We start from the raw sequence: 23460 nt of genomic DNA, 5'->3' as shown, positions 1-23460 counted from the left end.
TGAAGGTTGAATTAGCGATCGACGCGCTTTTGCAGATGCGCCGGGTAGCGATCGCCCACCACGGTGATTTGCTGCAGCGCGGCTTCGATGGCAGACAAATCATCAGCCGACAGTGCAACAGCGGCGGCCCCGACGTTCTCTTCCAGCCGATGCAGTTTGGTCGTACCCGGGATAGGCGCTATCCACGGCTTTTGCGCCAGAAGCCAGGCAATCGCGATCTGCGCCCGCGTCGCGCCACGGCCGTCAGCAATGCGGCCAAGCACGTCTACCAGGCCAGCGTTGGCCTTGCGGTTTTCCTCGGAGAAACGCGGCACGATATTGCGGAAGTCGGTCTTGTCGAAGGCGGTGTTCTCGTCGATAGCGCCGGTCAGGAAGCCCTTGCCGAGCGGGCTGAACGGCACGAAGCCAATGCCCAGTTCATCGAGTGTCGGCAGGACGGTGGTTTCCGGCTCACGCCACCACAGCGAATACTCGCTCTGTAACGCCGCCACCGGCTGCACGGCATGGGCGCGACGGATCGACTGCGCGCCCGCTTCGGACATGCCGAAATGCTTGACCTTGCCTTCCTGGATCAGGTCCCTGACGGCGCCGGCCACATCTTCAACCGGCACGTTTGGATCGACACGATGTTGATAGAACAGGTCGATGCGATCGGTTTTGAGCCGCTTCAGCGAGGCGTCGGCGACGGCGCGGATACTTTCGGGGCGGCTGTCGAGCGGGTTCTTCGAATCGCCGTCCTGGAAACCGAACTTGGTGGCGATCACTACCTGGTCGCGAAATGGCGCCAGCGCCTCGCCGACCAGTTCCTCGTTGGTGAACGGGCCGTAGCACTCGGCGGTGTCGAAGAACGTCACACCGTGCTCGAAGGCTGTCCGAATCAGTTTGATGCCATCGGACTTTTCAGCGGCCGGGCCATAGCCGAAGCTTAAGCCCATGCATCCCAGACCGATTGCCGATACTTCAAGACCGCTGTTTCCCAGTTTGCGCTTTTGCATGGTGTTCTCCTTTCAAAATGCCCCGAGCTGCCGTTGAATAGGCATGAAGCGATAGGCATGAAGCTTAGGCTGTTGTATCCGGCTCAACAATCCGGCTAGACTTGCACGGGGTGTTGAGGGAAATTCATCTATGTCACGTGCTGGTCTATCTGAACTGACCGCTTTCGTCGCGATCGCCGAGCAGCGAAGCTTCCGGGCGGCGGCGCGCACGCTGGGCGTGTCGCCGTCGGCGCTCAGCCATTCAATGCGCGGTCTGGAGGAACGGCTGGGCGTTCGCTTGTTTAATCGAACAACGCGGTCGGTCGCATTAACCGAGGCTGGCGAGCAACTCCTGCGGCGAGTTGCACCGGCCATGGCCGAACTCGCGGATGCGGTGAACGAGGTGGCGTCAGCACGCGACCAGCCTTCGGGCTCCATCCGGATCAGCGCCTCGGAGTCTGCGGCGAAACATATAGTCCGCCATGTGCTTCCAGCGTTTCTCGCCTCATATCCCGGCATCCACGTGGAGTTCGTTGTGGACACGCGGCTCGTCGATATAGTGGCTGATGGTTTCGATGCTGGCATACGCGTCCTCCAGGACGTACCGCGCGATATGATCGCCATCCGGTTCGGCCCCGACATGCGCTTTGCCGCGGTGGCGTCGCCGGACTATCTGTCGCGTCACGAACCGCCTAAAACGCCGGACGATCTGGCGCAGCACCGTTGCATCCGCTTCCGGTTCGAAAGCGGTGCGCTTTACCGCTGGGACCTTGAACATCGCGGCAAAACCGCCAGCATTGATGTCGATGGTCCAATGACGCTTGGCAATATCAATCTGATGGTTGAGGCGGCGCTTGCCGGGATCGGCATTGCCTGGGTTCCTGACTATCAGGTGGCCGAGCATCTGGCATCGGGCCGGCTGGTCCAGTTTCTTCCTGAGTGGAGTCCTGCGTTTCCTGGCCTGTGCCTTTACTACCCGGCCAACCGGCATCCGCCGGCCGCGCTGAGACTGTTCGCCCAAGCCGTGCGCGACTGGGTGAAGAGCCAATAGAGCCAAGAGACACTAGAGCCTCACGCGCATGCCGGTTCGATTCGTCTACCGCGTCTACAGCGCTAAATTTACTGGCTGCGTCAGCACGTGACTAGACGGTAGAATCGGCAAACTCATATGAGCGAGACTCATGAATGGCCCGCGAAAACCTCAACGACTTGCTGGCGTTCGTCGCCGTGGCGCGCGAGCAGAGCTTTACCAAGGCGGCCGCCAAGCTTGGCGTGTCGCAATCGGCGTTGAGCCACACTATCCGCGGACTCGAGTCGAGGCTAGGGCTGCGGCTCTTGACGCGGACGACGCGCAGCGTCTCGCCCACGCCTGCGGGCGAGCGGCTGCTTGCGACCGTGGGGCCGCGGTTTGACGAGATCGATGAAGAACTGGCGGCGCTGAGCGAGCTGCGCGATAAACCTGCCGGCACCATTCGCATCACGACGGACGAACATGCTGCGGCAACCATACTTCAGCCAAAGCTGGCCGGGCTGCTGCTCGACTATCCAGATATCAAGGTCGAAATCATCGTCGACTATGGATTGACCGATATCGTCGCGCAACGGTATGACGTTGGCGTTCGTCTCGGCGATCAGGTGGCAAAAGACATGATTGCTGTGCCTATTTCGCCCGACATGCGCATGGTTGTTGTCGGCGCGCCTTCCTACTTCGCAAAACGCACGCGGCCGAAAACGCCTCATGAGCTGACGGGGCACAACTGCATCAATCTGCGGCTGCCAACCCATGGCGGTTTGTACGCGTGGGAGTTTAAAAAGGCAGGGCACGAAGTGAAGGTGCGCGTGGACGGTCAGTGGATTTTCAACGGAACGAACCAGATGCTCGCTGCCGCGCTTGCCGGCGGCGGGCTCGCTTATATTCCTGAAGATCTGTCGCAGCCGTATGTTGCCGATGGACGACTCAAGCCGGTTCTCAAGGCCTGGTGTCCGGTGTTTCCCGGCTATCACCTGTATTACCCGAGCCGCCGCCAGTCTTCACGAGCCTTGGCGGTGTTGATCGAAGCGTTGCGCTTCAGGTCTTAGCGCGCCAATGTGAACGGTTGGTGTGGAATTTCAACTCGTCCTGCTTTGCGGCAGGGACCTTGTAAAAGGACAGGGCAATTGCCATGAATAAAATCGACCTCTCAAACGTCTATCGAGGCTACATTGCCTGCCTGAACAAGCAGGACTGGTCGCACTTGGAGCAGTTCGTTCATGAGGACGTGTACTACAACGATCAGCGGATTGGCTTATCAGGTTATCGCGCAATGCTGGAGAGAGACTTTAGTGAAATTCCGGACCTTTATTTCAACATTCATCTGCTGATTTCCGATTCGCCTTGCGTAGCCGCCCGGCTAGGCTTCGCCTGCACGCCAAAGGGAACTTTCCTTGGCCTTCCTGTGAACGGGAAGAAAGTTTCCTTTACAGAGAATGTGTTCTATCAGTTTCGGGAAGGAAAGATCGAGCAGGTATGGTCGGTTATAGATAAGGCGGCTATTGAAGCTCAGCTTTAGTGCGATAAATTACCCATGGTTCGTCACCAGGCGATTGCTTATATTCGTCACGTTGGATTGCAACTAAGGAGTGCGATCAGTCGCGTGCATTTCCGGCGGAATGCACCCCTCAGTGGTCCTTCAACGCGAGACGTCTATCGGGGTAAGTCGATTCCCAGCCGCCGCCGAGCGCCTTGCAGAGGGTGATGAGATTCGCGGCAGCGCTCGCCTTGCTTTCTTCCAGGTTGCTCTGGCCGTCCAGCAGTTGCTTCTGCACGTTCAGCACGTCGAGATAATCAACTGCCCCAGCTTTGTAGCGCTGTTGCGCTACCGAGAGTGCGCGCTGGTTCAGCGCAACCACCGCCGTCAGCCGATCGCGCCGCCGCTGCTCGGCATCGTAGACAACAAGTGCATCGTCCACCTCGCGCCAAGCTTCAAGTACCGTGTGTTTGTAGACGATCGCGGCCTCCTGTTGTTGCGCCTCGCGTAGGTGCAGTGTCCCCTTGAGGCGCCCGCCCTCGAAGATCGGCATTGTGATGGAGGGTCCGACAACAAACTGTCCCGACGCCCAGTTGGCGAGGCTCGAAAGCTGAAGAGTCTGGAAACCCGCGCTGCCATTCAGCGATATACGCGGATAAAAATCGGCTTTTGCCATGCCGATCGACGCCGTGGCTGCATGCAGTTGCGCTTCCGCTCGCCTTATATCGGGCCTGCGTTGCACCAGCTCCGACGGAAAGCCGATAGGCACCTGTGCAGGTAGCTCGGGCACGTCATGCGGCTCGCCAAGCGTTTGACGAAGCGCGCCCGGCTCCTCGGCAAGCAATACGCCAATCGCGTTGATCGTGGTTTCGCATCGCGATTCAAGCGTCGGAATCAGACTTTCGATTGACTCCGCCTGCGCGGACGCGTTGGCCACGTCCAGATCCGTCGTCACGCCTTCATGCACCCGGACCTGAGTAAGCTTCGTGGTATTGCGAGCAATCTCGAGATTTTGTTTCGCAATCCGTAACAATGACTGCATGTCGCGCAACTCGATATAGTCTCGCGCGAGCTCGGCGCGAGCAGACAACAAGACGGCATTTCGGTCTTCGTAGGAAGCGTCCGCCAGCGCGCTTGCGGCTTCGATGCCGCGTCGATTCCGGCCCCAGATATCGAGTTCCCACGATGCATCGAAGCCTGCTTGATAGAGGTTGTAAGCCGGTGAACCCTTCGAGCCCGGCAACGGCGCCACGCCAAGCGGCGCACTACCCGAAGCGGATTGCGGCTGTGTTTCGGTCGGGGTAACCCCGAGCAGCGACAGAATACCGTTCTCGCTTCCGCGCTCGCGATCGTACGACGCTGCGCCGTCCAGCGTGGGATATTCCGCGGCACCCGCCACGCGCTGTTCGGCCCGGCTTTGCCGAAGGCGTGCCGACGCCGCGGCCACATCGAGGTTCGCATCGGCCAGTTGCTGTTCGAGCGCGTTCAACGTGGGGTCGTTAAACAGTGTCCACCAATCTGAGTTGAAACCAGATTCGACAGCCTTGCTCGGTGCTTGCGCAGCTTGGGTACGATCAAAGACTTCCGGCGGCGCGGAGGTGATTGGAGGTTGGAAATCCGGCCCGACCGTGCAGCCCGCTATCACAAGGCACGCCAATATCTCCAACACTAACGCGCCGAAGGGAAAGTTATTCTCGCTCATTTTCTATCTCCCGCTTCCGCCACTGCTTCGGCCACCTCTTTGCCATGCTGGCCGACGGCGACGTCCGTCTCCACAGAAAGCCCCACGCTCAACGCAGACGCCGCCTCCTGACCTTGATCAATAGTGATCTTGACCGGTACGCGTTGGACGACCTTCGTGAAGTTGCCCGTCGCGTTGTCGGGTGCGATAGGGGCAAAGCTCACGCCAGTTGCAGGGGCAAGACTATCGACACGGCCGCGAATCACCACGCCAGGAAAGCTGTCGACCTTGATCTTCACGCTCTCGCCAGGACGCATGTTAGTGATCTGGTTTTCCTGGAAGTTGGCGACGACATAGGCGTCGGAAAGCGGCACTATCGCGAGAACCGGCGAACCGGGCGTCACGAATGCGCCAACCCGCGCGGAACGCCGCCCAACCTTGCCGTCGACCGGCGCGCGAATTTCCGTATAGGACAGATTGAGCTTCGCCTGCTCGAGCGCCGCCTCGGTGCGTGCGAGCGCGCCGGCCGCTTTGTCGCGCTGGGTATCCAGTACGTCCAGGTTCTGCTGGGTCGACGCCAGCGCGGCCCGGTCGTGCGCCTGCTGCGCGAGTTGCTCGGCGAGGGTGCTCGACGCGTGCTGTTGTTCCTGAGCCGTTCCTGCACCGGCTTCCGAGAGATTCTGGTACCGAGATGCGTTGGCTCGCGCAAACTCGATCGATGCGTCGTCGGATTTGAGCGTCGCGCGTGCCTGCGCGACGAGCGAGGGCTGCCGCGCAATCTCGGCATCGTAGTTCGCAACTGACGCCTTTGCCGCTGCCACGTCCGCTTCTGCACTCATCAATGCGGCCTTGAAGTCGCGGTCATCAACTTGTATCAGCAATTGGCCGGCCGTTACTGATTGGTTATCCTTGACGAATACGTCGGATATCTGACCGGCAATACGCGGTGCGACGAGCGTGAAATCGGCCTCTACGTAAGCATCGTTCGTGGATTCGGTATTCGAGCGGCCCAACAACCTTGAGCAAGCGAATGCGCCAACGCTAACCGCGACAACCAGAGCGGCAACACGAATGATCTTGATGGGAGAGCGAGCAACGGATGACATAAATTCGGTCCCTTAATGAGAAGAGGGAGGGGTAGCGCACCACGGCGGATAAATACGCACGGGTAACACGGGCACCAGGAAAAGAAGGGCGATGGCAACACCCGCCATTACCCGATAAAGATCCGCCGAGGTCAGCACCACTGCCTGCTCATGGATCCGGTGTGCAAGTTCGCCGATACCATGAGCCGCGTCGATGCTTTGACTTGCTACAAGCGCGTGATTACCCAAGTGGTCCACGAGCCTGTTCGAATGAAGATGTTCGCGATCGGTACCCAACCCTTCGATCAGACCCGTGGCCACGGCCGCAGAAAATGTTTTAAGCGAGTTGAACATCGCTGAAGCAAATGGACCGTCTGCCGGGGCCAGGCCCGTCGTCACGCCCATCAGGATTGCAAGGATCACCATCGGTTGCGCGATGATCTGCATGGATTGAAGCCAGTAGAAATTGTTGCGAATCCAATCGGACGTGATGAAGGTCCCCATCAGGCACGTGGTGACCATGAGGCACAATCCACCCGCCATGACCCACCGGTGGTCAACCCGCCGCAGATTCAGGAGGGCTGCCGTCAGAGGCAGCGCGATCAATAGAGGGATTGCTATCAGCAAGGACAAGGGTGCAGTCTGCAGTGGCCTGTACGCGTGGACCCTGGCGAGATATTGCCCGGGTATTGCAGCCACGCCGACCAGCAGGATTACCGCGCCCACGAGTGTCATCAGTCCGTGCGTAAAGTTTCTGCGCGAAAGCAACTGCAGCTTGAAAAAAGGCAGCGGGTGAAACCACTCGTTGACGAGGAACGTTACAAACAGCAGCGTCCCGCCAATAAACATCACACGAATGAAGTCGGAATTCAGCCAGTCAAGACGGTCCCCTTGCAGAAGGCCGATCACGACCATGGCCACGGCAGGAAATCCCGTCAGCAACCCGGTCCAGTTGAATGCCTTAAGTCGTTCGAGTTTGAGCGGGTCTGACGGAAGCCCTCGTTGAATCGCCAGGCAACTGACGATTCCAAGCGGCACGATCTGCCAGAAGGCCATTTGCCAACCCACATACTCGGTCCACAAAGCGGCGAGCGGTGTGCCGAGCGACGGCCCAAAGGTTGCTGTAAGTGCGTACCCGGCGAGCCCGTACAGCTTCTCTTTGGGCGGAAGATAACGCAGCGCCACGATGATCAGCATGGGGGGGAGGCATCCGCCGGCAATTCCCTGCAGGACGCGCAACGCATATAGCGTAAGCAGGTTCGGTGCGAAGGGGCAAAGAATGCCGAGGAGCATTGTCGCGATCACGGCACCAATCGTGAATCGCTTGAGCGTGAAGGTGATCCCAAACCACGGAGCAAACACCATGGTCGCGACATTAGCCGCTTCAAATAAAGCAGTCAGCCACGTGCCATCGTCATGCCCAATTGAGAACGCGCCCTGGATGTCCGCCATCGATACTGCAGTGACCTGCTCGTTGAGAATCGCCAGGAGAGACGCAAGCAGCATCCCGACGAGGCCGATGGCGAGACGAAGCGAAAGCGCGGATTGTGTAGGCGTTGGCGGCGCAGGAGCCTTTGTCTGCGGCACAGGAACAGGCACAGGAACAGGCACAGGAACAGGAACAGGAACAGGAACAGGAACAGGAACAGGAACAGGAACAGGAACAGGAACAGGAACAGGAACAGGAACAGGAACAGGAACAGGAACAGGAACAGGAACGGGTGCCGGGGACTCTGCGACGGTCGGCGTTTCCGTTCCAGTTGTCAAAGAGTTGCCTGTAGTCATGGGACTCCCGCTGCTATTCACGTTAAATAGGATATCTAAATATTGATAGTTGAAGGTCACGTGAAAAGCGACGGTCCTCCAACACTCGTAACGGCATGCGACCGGCTTACGCCTGAGGTTGCACCTCTTTAAAGTATTGCGGTGCTTCCCGGCGATCGAACATTCCATATTCCCGGATGATGCGGATATTGCGCAGGCGCGAAGCATCCGCCGTCGGCTCATTGCGTTCCAACGCAACAGCCGCCTTATGGTCGCGCCACGTCACCACCGCGATCACGTCCCCCGGTGCCATCAGTGCGTCGAATACGTCCCAGGAAACGAGGCCAGGCGCGCTTGTATCCACTCCAAGTGATTTCGCCACCATTTCTGCGCTACTCTGCTTGACCCACTCCGGCGAGAATTTTCCGTCATGCAGCGTCACCGCCGTGCCTTGGCCCACCTCAGTGACATCCAGGCGTTGCTCAAGCAAGACCTGTCCCGCGGGTAGTTGGGTATCGCTGACGGTCTGGCCAATGCGCAAGCGATAGTCGGAAAATACCCGGTCACGCGCAGCTTGCATGATCTTGTGGTGCGTCGTCTGGGTACGCCAGCGGATGAGCGACTTCTCGTCGCGCCAGCTCGACAGCGAAAGAAGCCATCCCTTACGCGAGAGACTTGCATAGCGGTTGTTGTCGATAAACCCGTCAATCTTCTCGAGTTCGGGGCGCAGCATCTTGGCCATGCCGAGATACGCGTCGAACTGTTCGGGTATGGGGTGAACTTCAAGCATCGCGGAAAACATGAGCACCTCGTTCGTTTGGTTGGTTGTGCGGCGTGTAGTCATTGTCCAAGATCAGCCACATTCATAGGAGCTCAGGCTAGTGAGGTATTGGGCCAATGAATTGATGAATCTTGCCAACCGGCCATGGACGCCCTCTATAACCATCACTACCTGAAAGAGTCCTTTGCCAACTGATAAGGCAAACTCCGCTGACGCGGGAAAATCATAAAAAGCCGCTACCTGCCAGCTCAAAAGACTTCAGCGTTGAACATTCAGTATCTTCCTTGAATCATTAGATGACGTGGATCGTCACCATGCGGATCACAACGCATAGAATCACGACGTGTAGACGCGCCGATAAGGGTGGGAAGCGAAATGGATAAATTGCGTGAGATGGAGATTTTTGTAGCCATCGTCGACCGAGGCAGCTTTACGGGCGCGGCCGACAAAGTCGGAATGTCGTCCGCCGCGGTCTCGCGGGCGGTCAGTTCGCTGGAATCCCGTCTTGGCACACCTCTGCTTGCCCGGACGACTCGAACGGTTCGTCCGACCGATGCAGGCATGACCTACCTCGAAGCCTGCAGGAAGGTGTTGGACGCCATCACGGATGCGGAAGCAACCATTGCGGCTGATCAACTCAATCCCGTGGGTACGTTGACTATTTCCGCACCGGTCCTGTTTGGCCAGCGCTATGTCGCTCCGCTGGTCAACGCGTTCGCGCTGCGTTATCCCGACGTCAACATCAATGCGGTGTACGCCGATCGAACCACGCGGCTTTTAGAGGAAGGTGTGGATATTGCCATCCGTGTCGGCCATCTCGGCGACTCCTCGACCTTCGCTGTTCCGTTGGGTTTTGTGCGGCGTCGAACGTACGCGGCTCCTTCTTATCTCGCCGCGCACGGGGAACCCCTTCACCCCAGGGATCTGGCCAATCACCACTGTGTGTCCTTCACGGGCGTCTCGCTGCCGCTTGAGTGGGTGTTCAACGAGAACGGTTCGAGGTTGCCTGTCAGGCTTCGGCCCCGGATGATTGTCGACCTCGGTGCCGCTGCCGTGCTCGCCGCCGTCGACGGTGTAGGGATAATCCAGTTGCTGTCGTATCAGGCGGCTCCTGAGGTAGCCGATGGCAGGCTCCAACCTGTCCTGAGCGCATTCGAGCCAGAGTCGACCCCGGTGAGCCTGTTGCATGTGGAACGGCGAAGCGCGAGCGGCAAGATTCGCGCTTTCGTGGAATTCGTGACCGAGACACTGCGCAACAACGCGCATCTTCAGGGCGGCGACGCTACTGCAATGCGGACTTCCCGGTAGGCGGCCACCAGCGCATTGAGATCGAACGCCCTGTTCAGTCCGCTTGGATTGGGCAAGACCCACGCGCGGGCGCCGCCGAATGGTTTGGTTTGTGGTCCCCAATCGATATTGCGCGTGCCGGAGATCGCCGAGAGCGCCATCTTCCCAAGGAAAACGACATACCGCGGTGCGTAGTGCTCGATCTTCCGCCGAAAAGCATCGCCGGCCAGTTCAATCTCCGATCGCGACAGCTCGGCGGCCTGTGCTGTTGGCCGCGCGACGACTGTTGTGAGACCGCAGCCATATCGAAGAATCGTGCGGTCGTCTTCGGGACGAATCTGTTCAGGAGTAAAGCCCGCAAGATGCATGACCCGCCAGAACCGATTGTTCCTGCCCGCAAAATGATGACCTGTCGATGCCGCCCGCATGCCTGGATTGATGCCGCAGAATATTAGCGACAAGCCCGGTTCAAGAAGATCAGGAAGAGATTGTTGGGAATCGACGTCAGTGACAGATGAGACAGTCATTGATAGGACACCTGCTTGCCAGCAGCGTTATCAGCCCACGGCTCTTTGCCTGCCTCGCCGCGGAATCGTTGCCGATATTGCTTGGGTGTTACGTCCAGCCGGCGGGAGAAAGTCGTGCGCATATGCGTGGCGCTGCGAAAGCCGCATTTAAATGCTACGGTCTTCAGCGGTGCATCTGAGTCTTCGAGCAACTTCCTCGCGCTGTCGACGCGAACCTGCTCAACAAACACGGATGGCGTCACCTTTGCATACTTCGCAAATAATCGCGAGAAGGTCCGTCGGCTCACTGCAATTGCGCCCGCGAGCTGTTCGATCGACAGCGCATCGGTTATATGCTCGGTCACATACCGGTACACCTTGCCGATAATCGGATCTTCGTCCCGCCCAGTTCCCATATAGGGGCTGTACTGAGACTGCCCGCCTTCCCGCTGGATATAGACGACAAGACGCTTTGCGACACGCACTGCCAGCTCGTGTCCCCAGTCTTCGGCGACAAGCGACAGGCACAGGTCGATGCCAGCCGTGACGCCTGCCGAGGTAAAGAGGCGTCCGTCGCGAACGAAGATCTTGTCGGGTTGCACACACGCCTGCGGAAATTCGTTGGCGAGACGGCCCGCGTCCGCCCAGTGAGTTGTCACTTCCTTGCCGTCAAGCAGCCCCGCATGTGCGAGCACGAATGCTCCAGTGCAAACGGAGCCGAACCGTGTCGCGTTTTTTGCCTGATTTTGCAGCCACGCCAGAAAGTCATTTGACAGTTGAGCGTCGGGCAATTGCGGCCCTCCTGCGATCAGTAGCAGGTCCCATTGCGTGTCCAGATCAGCGTATCCGAACGGAACGGAAAGCCCCATCCCGTTCGAGCAGGTCACGGTACCGGCCCGGGGGCCCACGAGGCAGACTTCATATTTCTGCTGTTCGGAAAGGATCGTGTTTGCTTCCGCGAACACGTCGAGGGGGCCCGCAACATCGAGCGCTTGCACACCATCGAATATGACAATGGCGACTTTCATGCCGTGACCTTGGTGGAGTGGGTAAGCCCGTTTCCCAATACCGGCGATTCCGTCGGGGTGAGACCGAACGACTGGACCAAGCCTGTTGACCTGTAGTGACGAGCGATGGCCTAGGTTACCGCAATAGTCTAAAAACGGGGACGCACTAGCCGGTAAGAGTCTTTTGCGTCTGTGTAACGAGTCTGGGCTCAAGCGGTGCGAAATGAGCGTCGAGCGTCCGGGTGCAGCGCAACGAAACGTACGACCTTACCGCAGCAGCACCGTTGGCCCTGCGTTGGCCCTGCGTTGGCCCAAATCTCGCGTTAATTGGCCCGACATGGCCACATCCATGTGTTCCTCTCCGCTGCCGGCTGACTAGACTTGGGGGATCGTGGATGCGGCTACAGCCACCCCTTCAAACGTCGCGCTCCAGGTTGATGCGGGGCGGTAACCCAAGGACGGATTCATGAGTCGCTGCTTCGCGACTCCTGCCTGTTTGTTCAGCTTCTATCGTGGTGCTTGTCGAAATCTATGATTGACGAGAATTTAATTTATAGGGCGCTCGCGAACCCGTTCCGACGCGAGGTCTTGAGGTGGTTAAAGACGCCGAACAAATACTTTTTGCAAGGACATGTCGATCTGGGCTGCGGGGTACCGTCAAATGCAATCCACGCGCTCAGTGGGCTATCTCAATCGACCGTATCAGCGCACGTCGCGGCATTGATCGAGGCGGGATTGCTTGTTTCAACCCGCGTTGGTCAGTGGATGTTTCTATCGCGAAATGAAGACGTTATTCGCGCCTTTGCGGTGCAGATCAGGTTGCACCTGTAGCCGCCGGTTTTATCGACTGAGGTGTCGGTCACCTAGGCATACCTTGTTATAGATCGACTAGTTCAGCGGGCTTCGCTGAACATTCAGGTTGGTATCGAAGAACTTCAGCGCGGCATTTCCAATGTACTCGTGCAGTTTGGTGCGGTCTACGCCCGGCGCATCTATACACGATTCCGGCCACGTGTCCCTTCCTTCCTGATCGCATTCGTTGGTGAAGATTTCGTGGTCGACAAGGCCTGGCATCACATCCAGTTGCGCACGGGGAGCGTACTTGGCCGCGAATTGGGCGTTCTCTTTGGGCGGCGCCTGTGTGTCCCTCGCACCAACAATGATGTAGGCGGGCACCTTCAGTTGAGCAACCCCTTCCTCGTCCATTCCGAAACCCGGCAAGTCGCCTGGCGCCATCGCGAAAACCGCCTTGACACGGCTGTCGTACACCTTGAGCGCAGGCCTGGCATCGACCGGCAACCCCTTGCGCAGTGACGCCGGAACCAACTCGTTGTTCTTCCAGCGACGTTGGTACGCGAGGTACTTGTCCGGGTTCACCATTGCGCCACCAATCCAGAGCGACGTGAAGCCTCCCTGCGAATGGCCGGCGACGCCAATCCGGTTCGGATCGATATGCGGTCCCCAGGCTTTATCGTTCAGGAGGAACGTGATGTCCTTGCTGATGTCGACAGGGCGTTGCCAGAGCTTACTCCTCGTGTACATGATCGTTGCGTCGTAAGTGTTGGCGCGGTAGTGATAGAGCGTAGCCACAATATATCCGCGCGACGCCAGAAACTCAGCAAACCAGGCGTAGTAGAGCCCATTGCTGCCATGCCCGTGCGAGAACATGATGAGCGGTCGCTTCACATTGTCTGACACCATGTGAGCGTTCTTGTAGAGGTGCAGGTTGGTAAAGAAAATCATGTGTAACGGCATGTCGGATTTGCTAAGCATAGCTGGGTAAAATAGCGTGAGCGCCAGGTGTCGGTTGCCCTGTGCCGTGTCTACGTATTCCAGCTGTTTCATCCCGACAGGATAGGGAGCGCCAGGCTGATTGGTTTGCGCGCGCGTCATCGCAGACCACGTGCTCAAGCAGCAGCACAGGAGTGCCATTGCAGGACGGATCAATCTACGTTTCGTCAGCAGAGAAGTTTCCATTTTTTCGTCCTCCCGACAACCAGTTAACTTGCGTTGTACGTGAACCCTGCCGGTTTAGCGGACCGTGGCAACGTACGACAGGCCTGAGCGACGACGGTGTGGCCGGGCTGCAACGAGGTCATACGATAAGACATAAGCCAACCGAGGCACGGGCGGCTCGACTCTGTGGCGCGGGCAGGGCGCGCGCTTCACAGCGGAATGAAGTTGATGTGTCGTGCGACCTTCAGGTTATCCCGATGTCGTTTTGCAGAACTGTTCGAAGGACAGCAAATGGCCGCGGTTAGCTAGTCCTCGCTTGTCCACAATATTCCCGCGCTTGAAACGGCCTGATTCCAGGGGCCTGCGCAATGGCATCAATGGCATCGCACACGCTACGCCATGCTTCGGGGAGCGCTCCTGTGATCCCGGGCGAAGCGAGGTGCATCCGGGCCTTTCGATCTTGCAACAGCCACGGTTTTTTGGATACGACGCGGCCCTGTCGATTTCGCGCTCATCGATGGCTGGCCGCTAAGGTCGGGACCGTCGCTGGCCCGGCAAGTTATCGAGATCGTGCCGCCGGAGCTTAGAGTGGGTGGCTTCTTGATGAACGATAACGGCGACCCGGACTATGTCGAATTCATTCGAGATCCTTCCAATGGCTTTCTGTCCGTCAGGTTGCCCATCAAGGGGGGTACGGAACTCTCGGTCAAAATATTCTGACCTTCGATTGTTCGTGAAATCCCTCCAGTCAATTCGTTTTGCGCCGCTTTATCGCGGCCGAAGAGATGTCTACATTTGCACCCACGCAAGTCGATTGGCCCAGAAACAGCCAGTCATTTTGCACGGTACCCACTCTCTTCAAGGAAACGATCATGAGCAAGCTCACAGGTAAAGTAGCCGTCGTCACGGGCGCGTCCAAGGGCATCGGCGCCGCTATCGCCAAGGCACTCGCAGCAGAGGGCGCTTCGGTAGTCGTCAACTATGCAACCAGCAAAGCGGGCGCCGATGCCGTTGTTGCGGCCATTACCGCAGCGGACGGCCGGGCAGTCGCCGTCGGCGGCGACGTTTCGAAGGCAGCGGATGCGCAAGGCATTATCAATGCGGCTATCGACACGTTTGGACGCCTCGATATCCTGGTCAACAATTCAGGAGTCTACGAATTCTCGCCGATCGAGCAGATCACCGAAGAACACTTCCACAAACAGTTCAATACGAACGTATTAGGCGTACTGCTTACCACGCAGGCCGCCGTGGGTCATCTGGGCGAGGGCGGTAGCATCATCAATGTCAGTTCGGTCGTCAGCCGTATTACGCCGCCTTCAAGTGCCGTCTATAGCGGCACGAAGGGCGCGGTCGACGCTATCACCGGTGTGCTGGCGCGTGAACTCGGACCACGGAAAATCCGCGTGAACTCGATTAATCCGGGCGTAGTGGTGACCGAGGGTACGCAAAGCTCGGGGATAATCGGGTCTGACCTCGATGCGTGGGCGCTCGCCCAGACTCCGCTCGGCCGGTTGGGTCAGCCGGATGATATTGCGTCGATCGCAGTCTTTCTTGCGTCGGACGATTCACGCTGGCTGACGGGTGAACAGATTGTTGCGAGTGGCGGCATGCGCTGATCAGGACGGGTGAATGTGCCAGGCGCGGACTGCTGTGGTCCAAGCCGGGCGCGTCGGGATAGTGAACCATTGTTCAGCCGGCATGTGCCTTTACGTAAGCCGCGACCTCCGCATGGGTCGCGAACCAGACGTCTTTCGATTTCGCGTGACGGATGATCTCTTCAAGAATCCAGATCCGCGAACGCGCCGTGATGACATGCGGATGCATCGTCAACTGGAACAGGCCACCGGTCTCGTAGGCATAGTCGAACTCGCGGCGGAAGATGTCGAATACGTCGGCGGGTGGCGTGTAGGGCCGCAGTGACTGGAAGCGATGCATGCTGAAATAGACGGCATCGTCGCGGATCCATTCCACCGGCAGTTCCACGATGCCAGTCGGCTCTCCGTGAAGCAATAGCTCGTAGCAATCCTCGTCCGCCATGAGCGACGAGTCGTAGAGAAGTCCCATCTCCTTCTCGATTGCAAGCGTGTTCGGGCTGAAATCCCACGACGGCGTACGCAACCCGACCGGCCTTATGCCGGTGATTTTTTCAAGCGTATCCGCTGCGCGAAGCATCAGGTCGCGCTCGGCTTCGTAAGGCAGGATAGAGTTCAATTCATGTATCCAGCCATGAATTCCGATCTCATGCCCTTCGGCGACAACGCGACGCTGCTCGTCCTCATGCAGCAGCGCGGCGACCGCCGGCACATAGAAGCTCGCCCTGACGCGATGACGATCGAGGATCTCGAGAATTCGCGGCATGCCGACGCGGCTTCCGTACTGCCCCCAACTGAGCCGCCCGATCGACTTGCCGCCATCGCGCAGTTCGTTCGTCTCGTGGTCACTGTCGAACGAGAGGGCCACGGCGCACTTCGCGCCACCGGGCCAGGACGTCGGCCGCAGCGCGCGGCCCGCACGCGCCTGATTCACGATCTGACGCCATGTTTCGTCTGCCCACTGCCACGGTTCCTGCGCGTGTCCCGATGATGCTGGTGTATTCATGGTTCAGTCCTTGCGAGTGAATGCGGATTAGCGGCCGCCGTCGACCGAGAGAATTTGTCCATTGACGAAGCTGGCAAGATCGGAAGCCAGGAAGATGACGGCGTTGGCGATGTCTTCAGGCGTGCCGAGTCTGCGCAGCGCGATGCCCTCCATCAGCGAGCGTTGCTTGTCCTCCCCGAAAGCGGCCCACTGCTTCTCGGTTGCTTCGTTAGTCCGCACGAAACCCGGCGCGACGCTATTGACGCGAACGCCATGCGGACCGAGTTCGTGAGCGAGCTGCCGCGTGAGTCCCAGCACCGCGTGTTTTGCCGAGCAATAGGCCTGGACGCCGGTCAACGATGCCTGCAACGCAGCGCCCGAGCTGATATTGATGATCGCCCCTTTGCCCGCGCGTTTCATCGCCGGGGCAGCTGCACGGCTTAGCGCGAACGACGCGCCCAGATTGATTTCAATCAAACGGTTCCAGTCGTCGTCACTGACTTTTTCGATTGGTCGATGCGCTTGCCCCGCCACGCCGCCCGCATTGTTGACGAGCACATCGATTGCCATTCCTGCACGTTCCTCCACGCTTTGAATCCATGCCGCCGCGGCAGCTCGGTCAGTCAGATCGACCTTGGTCGTTGTGATACCGTCGCGGGCGAGCTCAGCGAGCGCATCGGCTCTCAGGTCGCAGGCGAACACCATCGCGCCCATTGAAGCGAACCGCTTCGCAATGGCACGGCCAAAGCCGATCGCGGCACCGCTCACAGCTACCACTTTCCCTTCGAATGAGATGTTCATACGCCTAGCAGTTCGTTGAGGTTGTCATCAGAGAGCGGGCGGTCGCCGTTCTCAATTTCGTGGATCATTTGCACCAGTGCGTGCAACTTCGCGCAGTCAATGCCGTGCGAACGGCCGATCTCCACGACCGGCGCGAGCTGCATGTCCACCTCTGTGCGGCGCTTGCGTATCGCTAGATCGCGCCACACACCGGAGTGAGTCTTTGCGTTCGGCCGATTGAACGCCACCATGGCGGCGACGCTGTCGCGTGCCTGGGCTTCGGTGGCTGAACCCCGGAACGCTGCCGGGTCGAAGCCGTTAAAGCCGCGCGGGTTGACGCCTTCGGCGTGCGCTACTTGCATTGCTTCACCTGCGAGGGAGCGCCAGAGCGGCAGGAGTTCGTGTCGTGCAAGACAATCGGCGATGCCAAGCTGGCCGATCGCCTGCGCGAACAATAGCGACCCATAACCCAACTTGCCCCATAGAAAAGACCAGATGTCATCGCTCAAGATTGCGTCCGGTTCGAACGCCTGCATGTCGGCATGCAGTTGCCGCACGCGCGGGGTGATTGCGCCGTCGATCTCGCCGACAACAACTGCCCCACGGTTGCCATAGAGGATCTCGCCTGGCCCGATCCAGTCCGCACCGAAGTTCACGAAGGCGCCTACAGTGCGTTGCGGTCCGACAATGCTCGCGATGAGCTTCTCGCAAAGGCCGTTCTGCAGCGACAGCACGTAGCCATCAGACTCAAGATGCGGTGCGAGCGCACGGCATGCTGCCTCCGTATCCTGTGCCTTCACCGCAAGGAAAATGCGGTCCCAAGTGCCTTCGAGATGTTGCGGCAGAAATGCCGGCGCGGTAACGGTGAAATTGTCGACCGGCCCTGTGATGCGCAGGCCGCGCGACTCGTCGTGAATGGCTTGCACATGCTCGGCCACCACATCGACGAACGTCACAGCGTGTCCCGCGCGGACAAGATACGCGCCTATCGTGCCGCCAATCGCTCCGGCGCCCCAGATCAAGATTCTTTTACCCATCGGATTGATTCCTGTGTGGTTAGAGGAGTTGCTCATGCGCTGTTTCCCGGAAGGTCAAAATGACCAGCCCCGAGATGATCGCGGCCGCCGTCAGATACAGCGAAGGCGAGATAGGCGAGCCGGTCGCGCCGATCAGCCAGGTCGCGATGAAGGGAGCGAAGCCGCCGAAGATCGCGGTCGAAAGGCTGTAACCGATCGATAGCAGCGTCGTGCGGGAATGCGTGGGAAACAGCTCGCACAGCGCAGCAGGCGCGGACCCTGAGAAAGCCGCGATAAACAGGTTGAAGAAAATCTGCACGCCGAGAATGGTGACAAACGAGGCACCGTTGAGAATCACATGAAATAACGCATAGGATAACAATGCAAAACCGGCGCAACAGCCGATTAGGAGCGGCTTGCGCCCAATACGGTCCGACAGAGCGCCGAACAACGGTGTCGCGAGAACAAGAACCAGTAGGGCTCCTGAATTTGACATAAGCGCCTGTGTTGGCGTAAGTCCTGCGTACTTGCTCAGGAAGGTCGGCATATAGCTAAGCATTACGTAGTACGAGACCGTCCAGATGATGGTGAAGCCGAATGCCTTGCTCATCATGGCGAACGCCGCGCCCTTCGGCAGTAGCGTCGTTTTAGCCGGCTCCGCCTGCGCCTGGACGAAAGCCGGCGTTTCGGCAATATTGCGGCGCATGTAGATGCCAATGGGCAGCAAAATTCCGCCGATCAGGAAGGGTAGGCGCCATGCCCATTCCTCCATTTGCGTTGCAGTGAACGATGCGCTCACAATAGCGACGACGACACTGCTGACAAGCGACGACGCAGCGATCGAAGCCTGGCCAAAACTGCCGTACAGACCGCGCTTGGCATAGGGCGCGGATTCAACGATGAACGAAGTGGCGCTTCCCCATTCGCCCCCGGCGGCGAGGCCCTGAATCAGGCGCAGGACCACCAGCATGACCGGCGCAGCCATACCGATGCTGTCATAGGTTGGCAACAGGCCAATACCCACCGTGCCGAGCGCCATGCCAAAAATTGTGATCAGCAATGCCACTCGCCTGCCCTGAACATCAGCAATCCTACCGATCAGTGCCCCGCCGACAGGGCGCGCGAGGAATCCGACACCGAACGCCGCAAAGCTGGCGAGCAACCCGCCAAGGCCGCCGCTGTGAAAGAAGTTCCGGGCCAGCGTGGCGGCAAGGAACGCGTACACCACGAAATCGTAGTACTCCAGAACGTTACCTATCATCGCGGCCATCAATTGGCGGCGAGCTTGAAGCAGCGGAGGTGCATCGGCGACGAACACTGCATTCGCTACCGGGCTATCTACTTGATTCATACGCGTGGCTCCTGAAGAACGACGCACGTGTCGGACACTTTCCTTAGTCGTCGCCGGAGTGTTCGGTCGTTGCGGCTTGCATTGATGGGTGATTGGAAAACTGCGATGAAAATTGCGGAGGTAATCCGGCAATGCAAGCCCGCATGGCCGCGATGATGTTGTCTCGCTTGGCTGCGAAGCGACTTGCCACGCATCCCACGTCGAGCGCCGCCAATGCTGTGCCGTCGGGCCCGAAGATGGGCATCGCGATCCCGATGCCGTCCACAGCAAACTCTTCCTGGACGATGCAGTAGCCGTCTGCCGCTGCGCCGTCGATGAGAACGTTGATCCTGTCCAGGTCCACTACCGTGTCCTGTGTCACCTTCTCGAGCGGCTGCGCGGCGAGGATCGCATCCCGGCGATGGCGCGGCAGAGGAGAGAGCAACACCCGCCCGATCGCCGTGCAGTAAGCCGGGCTGACGCTGCTCAGGTCGACGTCGTATCTGACGACGGAAGCCGCAACCGATTTCGCGAGAAACCTGATGCAGCCTTCGTCGCCCAGCACGCCAAGAATGACTGTCTCGCCGATTTCGGCACAGAGCGCATCCATGGCCGGTTTTGTCACCGCGACGAGCCGGGCCAGGAGATCGCCTCCCCACCCAAAACCACGGCTGCGAAAAGCGTCGTTGAGGCTGTACAACCCGCGTTCGTCGCGCACCAGGTACCCGCGCACGAGCAGTGTGCGTAAGAGGGCCAGCGTGCTGCTCTTCGGCATGCCGAACACGGTCGATACGGTGGTCAATGCAAGTCCTTCCGAAGCCGCCGCGAAATATTCGAGGAGATCGAGCACTCTCGCTGCGGAGCGAACCGAATCGTTCATATATAGGAACTCATTGCAGATATGTGAATTAGCGTAAATGGTGAAAATATGCTCGTCAAGGGGCTCGCGATACGTACCCATTGCGTGTGCCCGAGTGCTGCGGGAAATCCCGGGTAACGGACGTCATCGTGAATTGCATACAATAATTGAACATGTCAGCCGCCAAGCTGGCAAATTCGCAATCCAGGATCTATTTTGCATACAACTGAACCCGCTCAGTCCACTAACAAGTCGGCAGACGACGTCTATTCCGCGATTAAGCGAGCGATTGGGGAAACGCGATATGCGCCCGGTGAATACCTCCGTGAGGAGCAACTGGCGCGCGGGTTGGGCGTGAGCCGCACACCGGTGCGTGAGGCATTTCGCCGGCTCGGGGCCGAGGGTTGGCTAGAGGTCAAACCCAATCACGGCGTACGCGTTAAAAGCTGGTCAATACGCGATGTTGAAGAGATCTTCGAGGCTCGGGTTCTTATCGAGCCTTATCTGACTGGGCGTGCAGCATCGGGCATCGCAGCCCCGGAGCTTGCGACCCTTCGCGCATTGGCGGATGAAATGCTTGAAATTGCGAAGCATCCGATCACGCCCGAATTGGCGGCGCAATGGTTCGCGGCCAACCGGACTTTCCACGACATCATCACCGGGGCGGCCGGGAACGGGCGTCTCGATCAATCGCTCAGGTCGATGAAGGACGTGCCGCTCATCAAGTGGACGTTCGACATATACAGCGACGATGACCGCGCGCGCAGCGCGCGTCAGCACATCGAGATTGTGGATGCATTAGAGAGCCGGGACGCCGTATGGGCCGAAGCCGTCATGACATGCCACATTCGTGCAGCCCAGAAATCGGTAGTCGAAAAATTCAGGCAGGAGCCTGGACAGGCTTGAGATAGTTCTTGAGTTAGTTATCGAGTTAGTTCCGGGGATCACCACGCATCAGCCGTAAAAAGTACACCATCGGAGACAGAACATGTTGAGCACCGTACATGCCGGCGCACGGCTGGACCGATTACCCACCTCCCGTTTTCATCGGCGGATTCTCTGGCTCATTGGTGGCGGCATGTTCCTGGACTCCTTCGACATCTATCTCGCCGGCGGCGTGCTAGGTGCGCTGTCCCGCAGCGGTTGGTCCACGATGCAACTCAACGCCGCGTTCCTGTCATCGACCTTTGTCGGGATGCTGATCGGCGCCTTCACCGCCGGCATTCTCGGTGACGCCAAAGGTCGTAAGTTTACCTATCAGTTCAACCTCGCGATCTTCGGGCTGGCCTCGATCGCGGGTGCGCTCGCGCCGAGTATGAACTGGCTGATCGTCTGCCGCTTTTTCATGGGACTTGGGCTGGGGGCGGAGATCGTCGTTGGCTACGGGTCGATCGGCGAATTCATACCGCCGGCTGTACGCGGCAAATGGTCGGCGTATCTTTCCCTGATCACCAATTCCGCGCTTTTCTTCTCGACTTTCTTGGGATACCTGATCATTCCGGCAATCGGGTGGCGCGCCATGTTCGCGATCGTTGGCGCAGGGGCGCTCGTCATTTGGGTCGTGCGGAAAAAGATGCCCGAGTCGCCGCGCTGGCTGGAGTCGAAGGGGCGTTTCGCCGAAGCCGAAGAGATCCTTGCTCGCATCGAGGGAGAAACGGCGCAGGGACGCGCGTTGCCGCCAATTGCCGATACCACTCCTGTGGTGGCGCGCGTCACCAGTCTGGGCAGCCTGTTCAGACGCTCGTTGATCCGCCGGACGCTGCTCTCGATTTGCGTCCAGGTGGGAATCAATGTGGTGATCTACGGCTTCATCGTTTGGGTGCCGACGTTTCTGATCAAACAGGGACTCGGCATGGCTTCATCGCTCGGTTATACAACCTTGATGTCGCTGGGCGGTCCTGCCGGCGCGCTCCTGGGCGTATTGATCGCCGACAGGGTAGGCCGCAAGAATGGGCTGATCGGTGTTGCGTTAATTGCCGCAGTTGTCGGATGGCTCTATGGTCATTCATCGAGCGTCGAAATGGCCACGCTCCTCGGCTTCGTGCTGTTCACGCTGACATACCTGATGGTGGCCCTCGGCATTGCCACCTACATACCCGAATTGTTCGCCACGGAAAACCGCATGCGTGCCAATGGCATCGCGGGCTCGGCCGGCCGTATTGCGGGCATCGCCGCACCGCAGATTGTCGTGCTGATGTACGCAAGCGGGGGAATCAAGGATGTGCTGTGGGTGATCATCGGCACGTTGCTGGTCATGGCCCTCGTGCTGGCTGTATTTGGCGTTGAAACGAACCAGCGCTCGCTTGAAGATATTTCGGAGCAGCAAGACGAACCCGTTCCCGTTCCGCTGATGGGCCACGACGTCCCACGCGAGCAAAACCACTAACTCTGGAAAACCGATCATGACAAGCAGTACGAAAAGACGCGTCCTGAAAGACAAGCTCGCTGGCGACGAAATCGTAGTGGCGCCTGGTGTTTTCGACCTGATCTCAGTCCGGCTTGCGGACACAATGAGCTTCGATTGCCTGTATATGACGGGCTTTGGAACGGTTGCGTCCTATCTCGGCGTACCGGATGCAGGCATTGCAACCTACACGGACATGCTCAACCGCGTGACGGCGTTTTGCGCCGCGAGTAACACGCCGCTGATATGCGACGGTGATACGGGTTATGGGGGACTGCTAAACGTCGCCAACACCGTGCGCGGATACGAACAGGCCGGTGCTGCCGGCATCCAGTTAGAGGACCAGGAGTTTCCAAAAAAGTGTGGCCATACGCCAGGACGACGCGTGATCGCTGCCGACGATATGGTTAAAAAGATCCAGGTGGCCACGCAAACGCGCCAGGATCCCGATTTCCAGATTGTTGCCCGCACAGACGCGCGTACATCGTTAGGTCTCGACGAGGCCCTGCGCCGCGGAGAGGCTTATGTGAAGGCAGGCGCCGATGTGCTGTTTATCGAATCACCGGAGAGCGCTGACGAGCTGGAGCGAATCGGTAAGTCATTTGACGTGCCGTTACTTGTGAATATTGTTGAGGGTGGCCGCACACCGCAACTGACACCCGCGGAGCTCCAGGCGTTTGGTTTTTCAATCGCTATTTATCCCGCATCCGGCTTTCTAGCGGTGGCAAAAGCGCTCGAGAATGTCTACGAGCAGATCAAGGCTCTCAAGGGCACCGTCCCGGTGCAGGCAGACATGTATTCGTTCGCAAAAATGTGCGACCTGATGGGATTCCCGGCCGTATGGGATTTCGACGAGAAGCATGCGGAGTGACAGGAGAGTAGTCGCTCGCAAAAGCGCCTGCCGAGGGCGCGGCGCGTGCTGATCCGCTCAATGCCTGAGAAA

The 23460-nt window shown here is 58.8% G+C and carries 22 protein-coding genes and 1 pseudogene; 10 read left to right on the top strand and 13 right to left on the bottom strand.

What is annotated here, in order from left to right:
• Window positions 1-11: 11 nt before the first annotated feature.
• Complete coding sequence (locus SBC1_RS19745) at window positions 12-995, bottom strand: aldo/keto reductase (protein WP_165098406.1); 984 nt, start codon at window positions 993-995, stop codon at window positions 12-14.
• A 130-nt stretch (window positions 996-1125) separates the two neighbouring features.
• On the opposite strand from SBC1_RS19745, the gene SBC1_RS19740 reads away from it, so the two are divergent.
• The 3 genes from SBC1_RS19740 to SBC1_RS19730 all read left to right on the top strand — a co-directional run bounded on the left by SBC1_RS19740 (window position 1126) and on the right by SBC1_RS19730 (window position 3523).
• Window positions 1126-2025 carry a LysR family transcriptional regulator gene (locus SBC1_RS19740; protein ID WP_165098409.1) on the top strand — a complete coding sequence of 300 codons (900 nt, stop codon included), beginning with the start codon at window positions 1126-1128 and terminating at the stop codon, window positions 2023-2025.
• 134 nt (window positions 2026-2159) lie between these two features.
• Window positions 2160-3053 (top strand): LysR family transcriptional regulator, encoded by an 894-nt coding sequence (locus SBC1_RS19735; RefSeq protein ID WP_165098476.1) that lies wholly within the window; start codon window positions 2160-2162, stop codon window positions 3051-3053.
• Between the two features lie 83 nt (window positions 3054-3136).
• On the top strand, window positions 3137-3523 hold the full coding sequence (locus tag SBC1_RS19730) for an ester cyclase (RefSeq protein ID WP_165098498.1): 387 nt from the start codon (window positions 3137-3139) through the stop codon (window positions 3521-3523).
• A 109-nt stretch (window positions 3524-3632) separates the two neighbouring features.
• Here the strand turns inward: SBC1_RS19730 and SBC1_RS19725 are convergent, their stop codons facing one another.
• Genes SBC1_RS19725 through SBC1_RS19710 form a run of 4 tightly spaced genes read right to left on the bottom strand, consistent with a single transcriptional unit; the run spans window position 3633 to window position 8813 of the window.
• Window positions 3633-5183, bottom strand: a complete 1551-nt coding sequence (locus SBC1_RS19725; protein ID WP_165098501.1) for an efflux transporter outer membrane subunit — start codon at window positions 5181-5183, stop codon at window positions 3633-3635.
• Window positions 5180-6268: an HlyD family secretion protein gene (locus SBC1_RS19720; protein ID WP_165098504.1), complete on the bottom strand. Its 1089-nt coding sequence runs from the start codon at window positions 6266-6268 to the stop codon at window positions 5180-5182. The genes SBC1_RS19725 and SBC1_RS19720 overlap by 4 nt, the downstream gene beginning before the upstream one ends.
• Window positions 6269-6280: 12 nt before the next feature.
• Window positions 6281-8092: an MFS transporter gene (locus SBC1_RS19715; RefSeq protein WP_243830308.1), complete on the bottom strand. Its 1812-nt coding sequence runs from the start codon at window positions 8090-8092 to the stop codon at window positions 6281-6283.
• Window positions 8093-8138: 46 nt separating this feature from the next.
• Window positions 8139-8813 (bottom strand): antibiotic biosynthesis monooxygenase, encoded by a 675-nt coding sequence (locus SBC1_RS19710; RefSeq protein WP_165098507.1) that lies wholly within the window; start codon window positions 8811-8813, stop codon window positions 8139-8141.
• A gap of 354 nt (window positions 8814-9167) precedes the next feature.
• Here SBC1_RS19710 and SBC1_RS19705 point away from each other — a divergent pair, with 354 nt between their 5' ends.
• A complete protein-coding gene (locus tag SBC1_RS19705) occupies window positions 9168-10100 on the top strand; it encodes a LysR family transcriptional regulator (RefSeq protein WP_165098531.1) in 933 nt (310 codons plus the stop codon).
• On the opposite strand, the gene mug is transcribed toward SBC1_RS19705, so the two are convergent.
• Both mug and SBC1_RS19695 read right to left on the bottom strand, forming a co-directional pair.
• Complete coding sequence (gene mug, locus SBC1_RS19700) at window positions 10061-10606, bottom strand: G/U mismatch-specific DNA glycosylase (RefSeq protein ID WP_165098534.1); 546 nt, start codon at window positions 10604-10606, stop codon at window positions 10061-10063. The two genes, SBC1_RS19705 and mug, sit on opposite strands and share 40 nt — an antisense overlap.
• Window positions 10603-11613 (bottom strand): GlxA family transcriptional regulator, encoded by a 1011-nt coding sequence (locus SBC1_RS19695; RefSeq protein WP_165098537.1) that lies wholly within the window; start codon window positions 11611-11613, stop codon window positions 10603-10605. The genes mug and SBC1_RS19695 overlap by 4 nt, the downstream gene beginning before the upstream one ends.
• 510 nt (window positions 11614-12123) lie before the next feature.
• Between SBC1_RS19695 and SBC1_RS19690 the strand changes: the two genes are divergently transcribed.
• Window positions 12124-12423 carry a helix-turn-helix transcriptional regulator gene (locus SBC1_RS19690; RefSeq protein ID WP_165098540.1) on the top strand — a complete coding sequence of 100 codons (300 nt, stop codon included), beginning with the start codon at window positions 12124-12126 and terminating at the stop codon, window positions 12421-12423.
• A gap of 57 nt (window positions 12424-12480) precedes the next feature.
• On the opposite strand, the gene SBC1_RS19685 is transcribed toward SBC1_RS19690, so the two are convergent.
• The gene (locus SBC1_RS19685; RefSeq protein WP_241202154.1) at window positions 12481-13347 is read right to left on the bottom strand and encodes a lipoprotein signal peptide; all 867 of its coding nucleotides are present in this window, start codon (window positions 13345-13347) and stop codon (window positions 12481-12483) included.
• A gap of 693 nt (window positions 13348-14040) precedes the next feature.
• On the opposite strand from SBC1_RS19685, the pseudogene SBC1_RS39955 reads away from it, so the two are divergent.
• Both SBC1_RS39955 and SBC1_RS19680 read left to right on the top strand, forming a co-directional pair.
• Window positions 14041-14268 (top strand): annotated as a pseudogene (locus tag SBC1_RS39955) (methyltransferase); the annotation flags it as partial.
• A gap of 152 nt (window positions 14269-14420) precedes the next feature.
• Window positions 14421-15167 (top strand): glucose 1-dehydrogenase, encoded by a 747-nt coding sequence (locus tag SBC1_RS19680; RefSeq protein WP_165098544.1) that lies wholly within the window; start codon window positions 14421-14423, stop codon window positions 15165-15167.
• Window positions 15168-15240: 73 nt separating this feature from the next.
• Here SBC1_RS19680 and SBC1_RS19675 read toward each other — a convergent pair whose 3' ends face one another.
• The 5 genes from SBC1_RS19675 to SBC1_RS19655 are packed head-to-tail and all read right to left on the bottom strand — an operon-like array spanning window position 15241 to window position 20134.
• On the bottom strand, window positions 15241-16149 hold the full coding sequence (locus tag SBC1_RS19675; RefSeq protein WP_165098547.1) for a polysaccharide deacetylase: 909 nt from the start codon (window positions 16147-16149) through the stop codon (window positions 15241-15243).
• 27 nt (window positions 16150-16176) lie between these two features.
• Window positions 16177-16929 (bottom strand): SDR family NAD(P)-dependent oxidoreductase, encoded by a 753-nt coding sequence (locus SBC1_RS19670; RefSeq protein ID WP_165098551.1) that lies wholly within the window; start codon window positions 16927-16929, stop codon window positions 16177-16179.
• On the bottom strand, window positions 16926-17945 hold the full coding sequence (locus tag SBC1_RS19665) for a ketopantoate reductase family protein (RefSeq protein ID WP_165098555.1): 1020 nt from the start codon (window positions 17943-17945) through the stop codon (window positions 16926-16928). Before SBC1_RS19665 ends, SBC1_RS19670 begins: the two co-directional genes overlap by 4 nt.
• 19 nt (window positions 17946-17964) lie before the next feature.
• Window positions 17965-19275 carry an MFS transporter gene (locus SBC1_RS19660; protein WP_165098564.1) on the bottom strand — a complete coding sequence of 437 codons (1311 nt, stop codon included), beginning with the start codon at window positions 19273-19275 and terminating at the stop codon, window positions 17965-17967.
• Window positions 19276-19318: 43 nt separating this feature from the next.
• Window positions 19319-20134: an IclR family transcriptional regulator gene (locus SBC1_RS19655; protein WP_165098567.1), complete on the bottom strand. Its 816-nt coding sequence runs from the start codon at window positions 20132-20134 to the stop codon at window positions 19319-19321.
• A 195-nt stretch (window positions 20135-20329) separates the two neighbouring features.
• Here SBC1_RS19655 and SBC1_RS19650 point away from each other — a divergent pair, with 195 nt between their 5' ends.
• The 3 genes from SBC1_RS19650 (at window position 20330) to SBC1_RS19640 (ending at window position 23388) form a co-directional block, all read left to right on the top strand.
• Complete coding sequence (locus SBC1_RS19650; RefSeq protein WP_241202155.1) at window positions 20330-21019, top strand: GntR family transcriptional regulator; 690 nt, start codon at window positions 20330-20332, stop codon at window positions 21017-21019.
• 82 nt (window positions 21020-21101) lie between these two features.
• A complete protein-coding gene (locus SBC1_RS19645; RefSeq protein WP_165098570.1) occupies window positions 21102-22499 on the top strand; it encodes an MFS transporter in 1398 nt (465 codons plus the stop codon).
• A gap of 16 nt (window positions 22500-22515) precedes the next feature.
• A complete protein-coding gene (locus SBC1_RS19640; protein ID WP_165098589.1) occupies window positions 22516-23388 on the top strand; it encodes an oxaloacetate decarboxylase in 873 nt (290 codons plus the stop codon).
• Window positions 23389-23460 lie beyond the last annotated feature (72 nt).

The organism is Caballeronia sp. SBC1, assembly GCF_011493005.1.
Lineage (GTDB): Bacteria > Pseudomonadota > Gammaproteobacteria > Burkholderiales > Burkholderiaceae > Caballeronia.
Note: the sequence above shows the minus strand (reverse complement) of the source record. Positions and strands in the feature narration are given on the sequence as shown.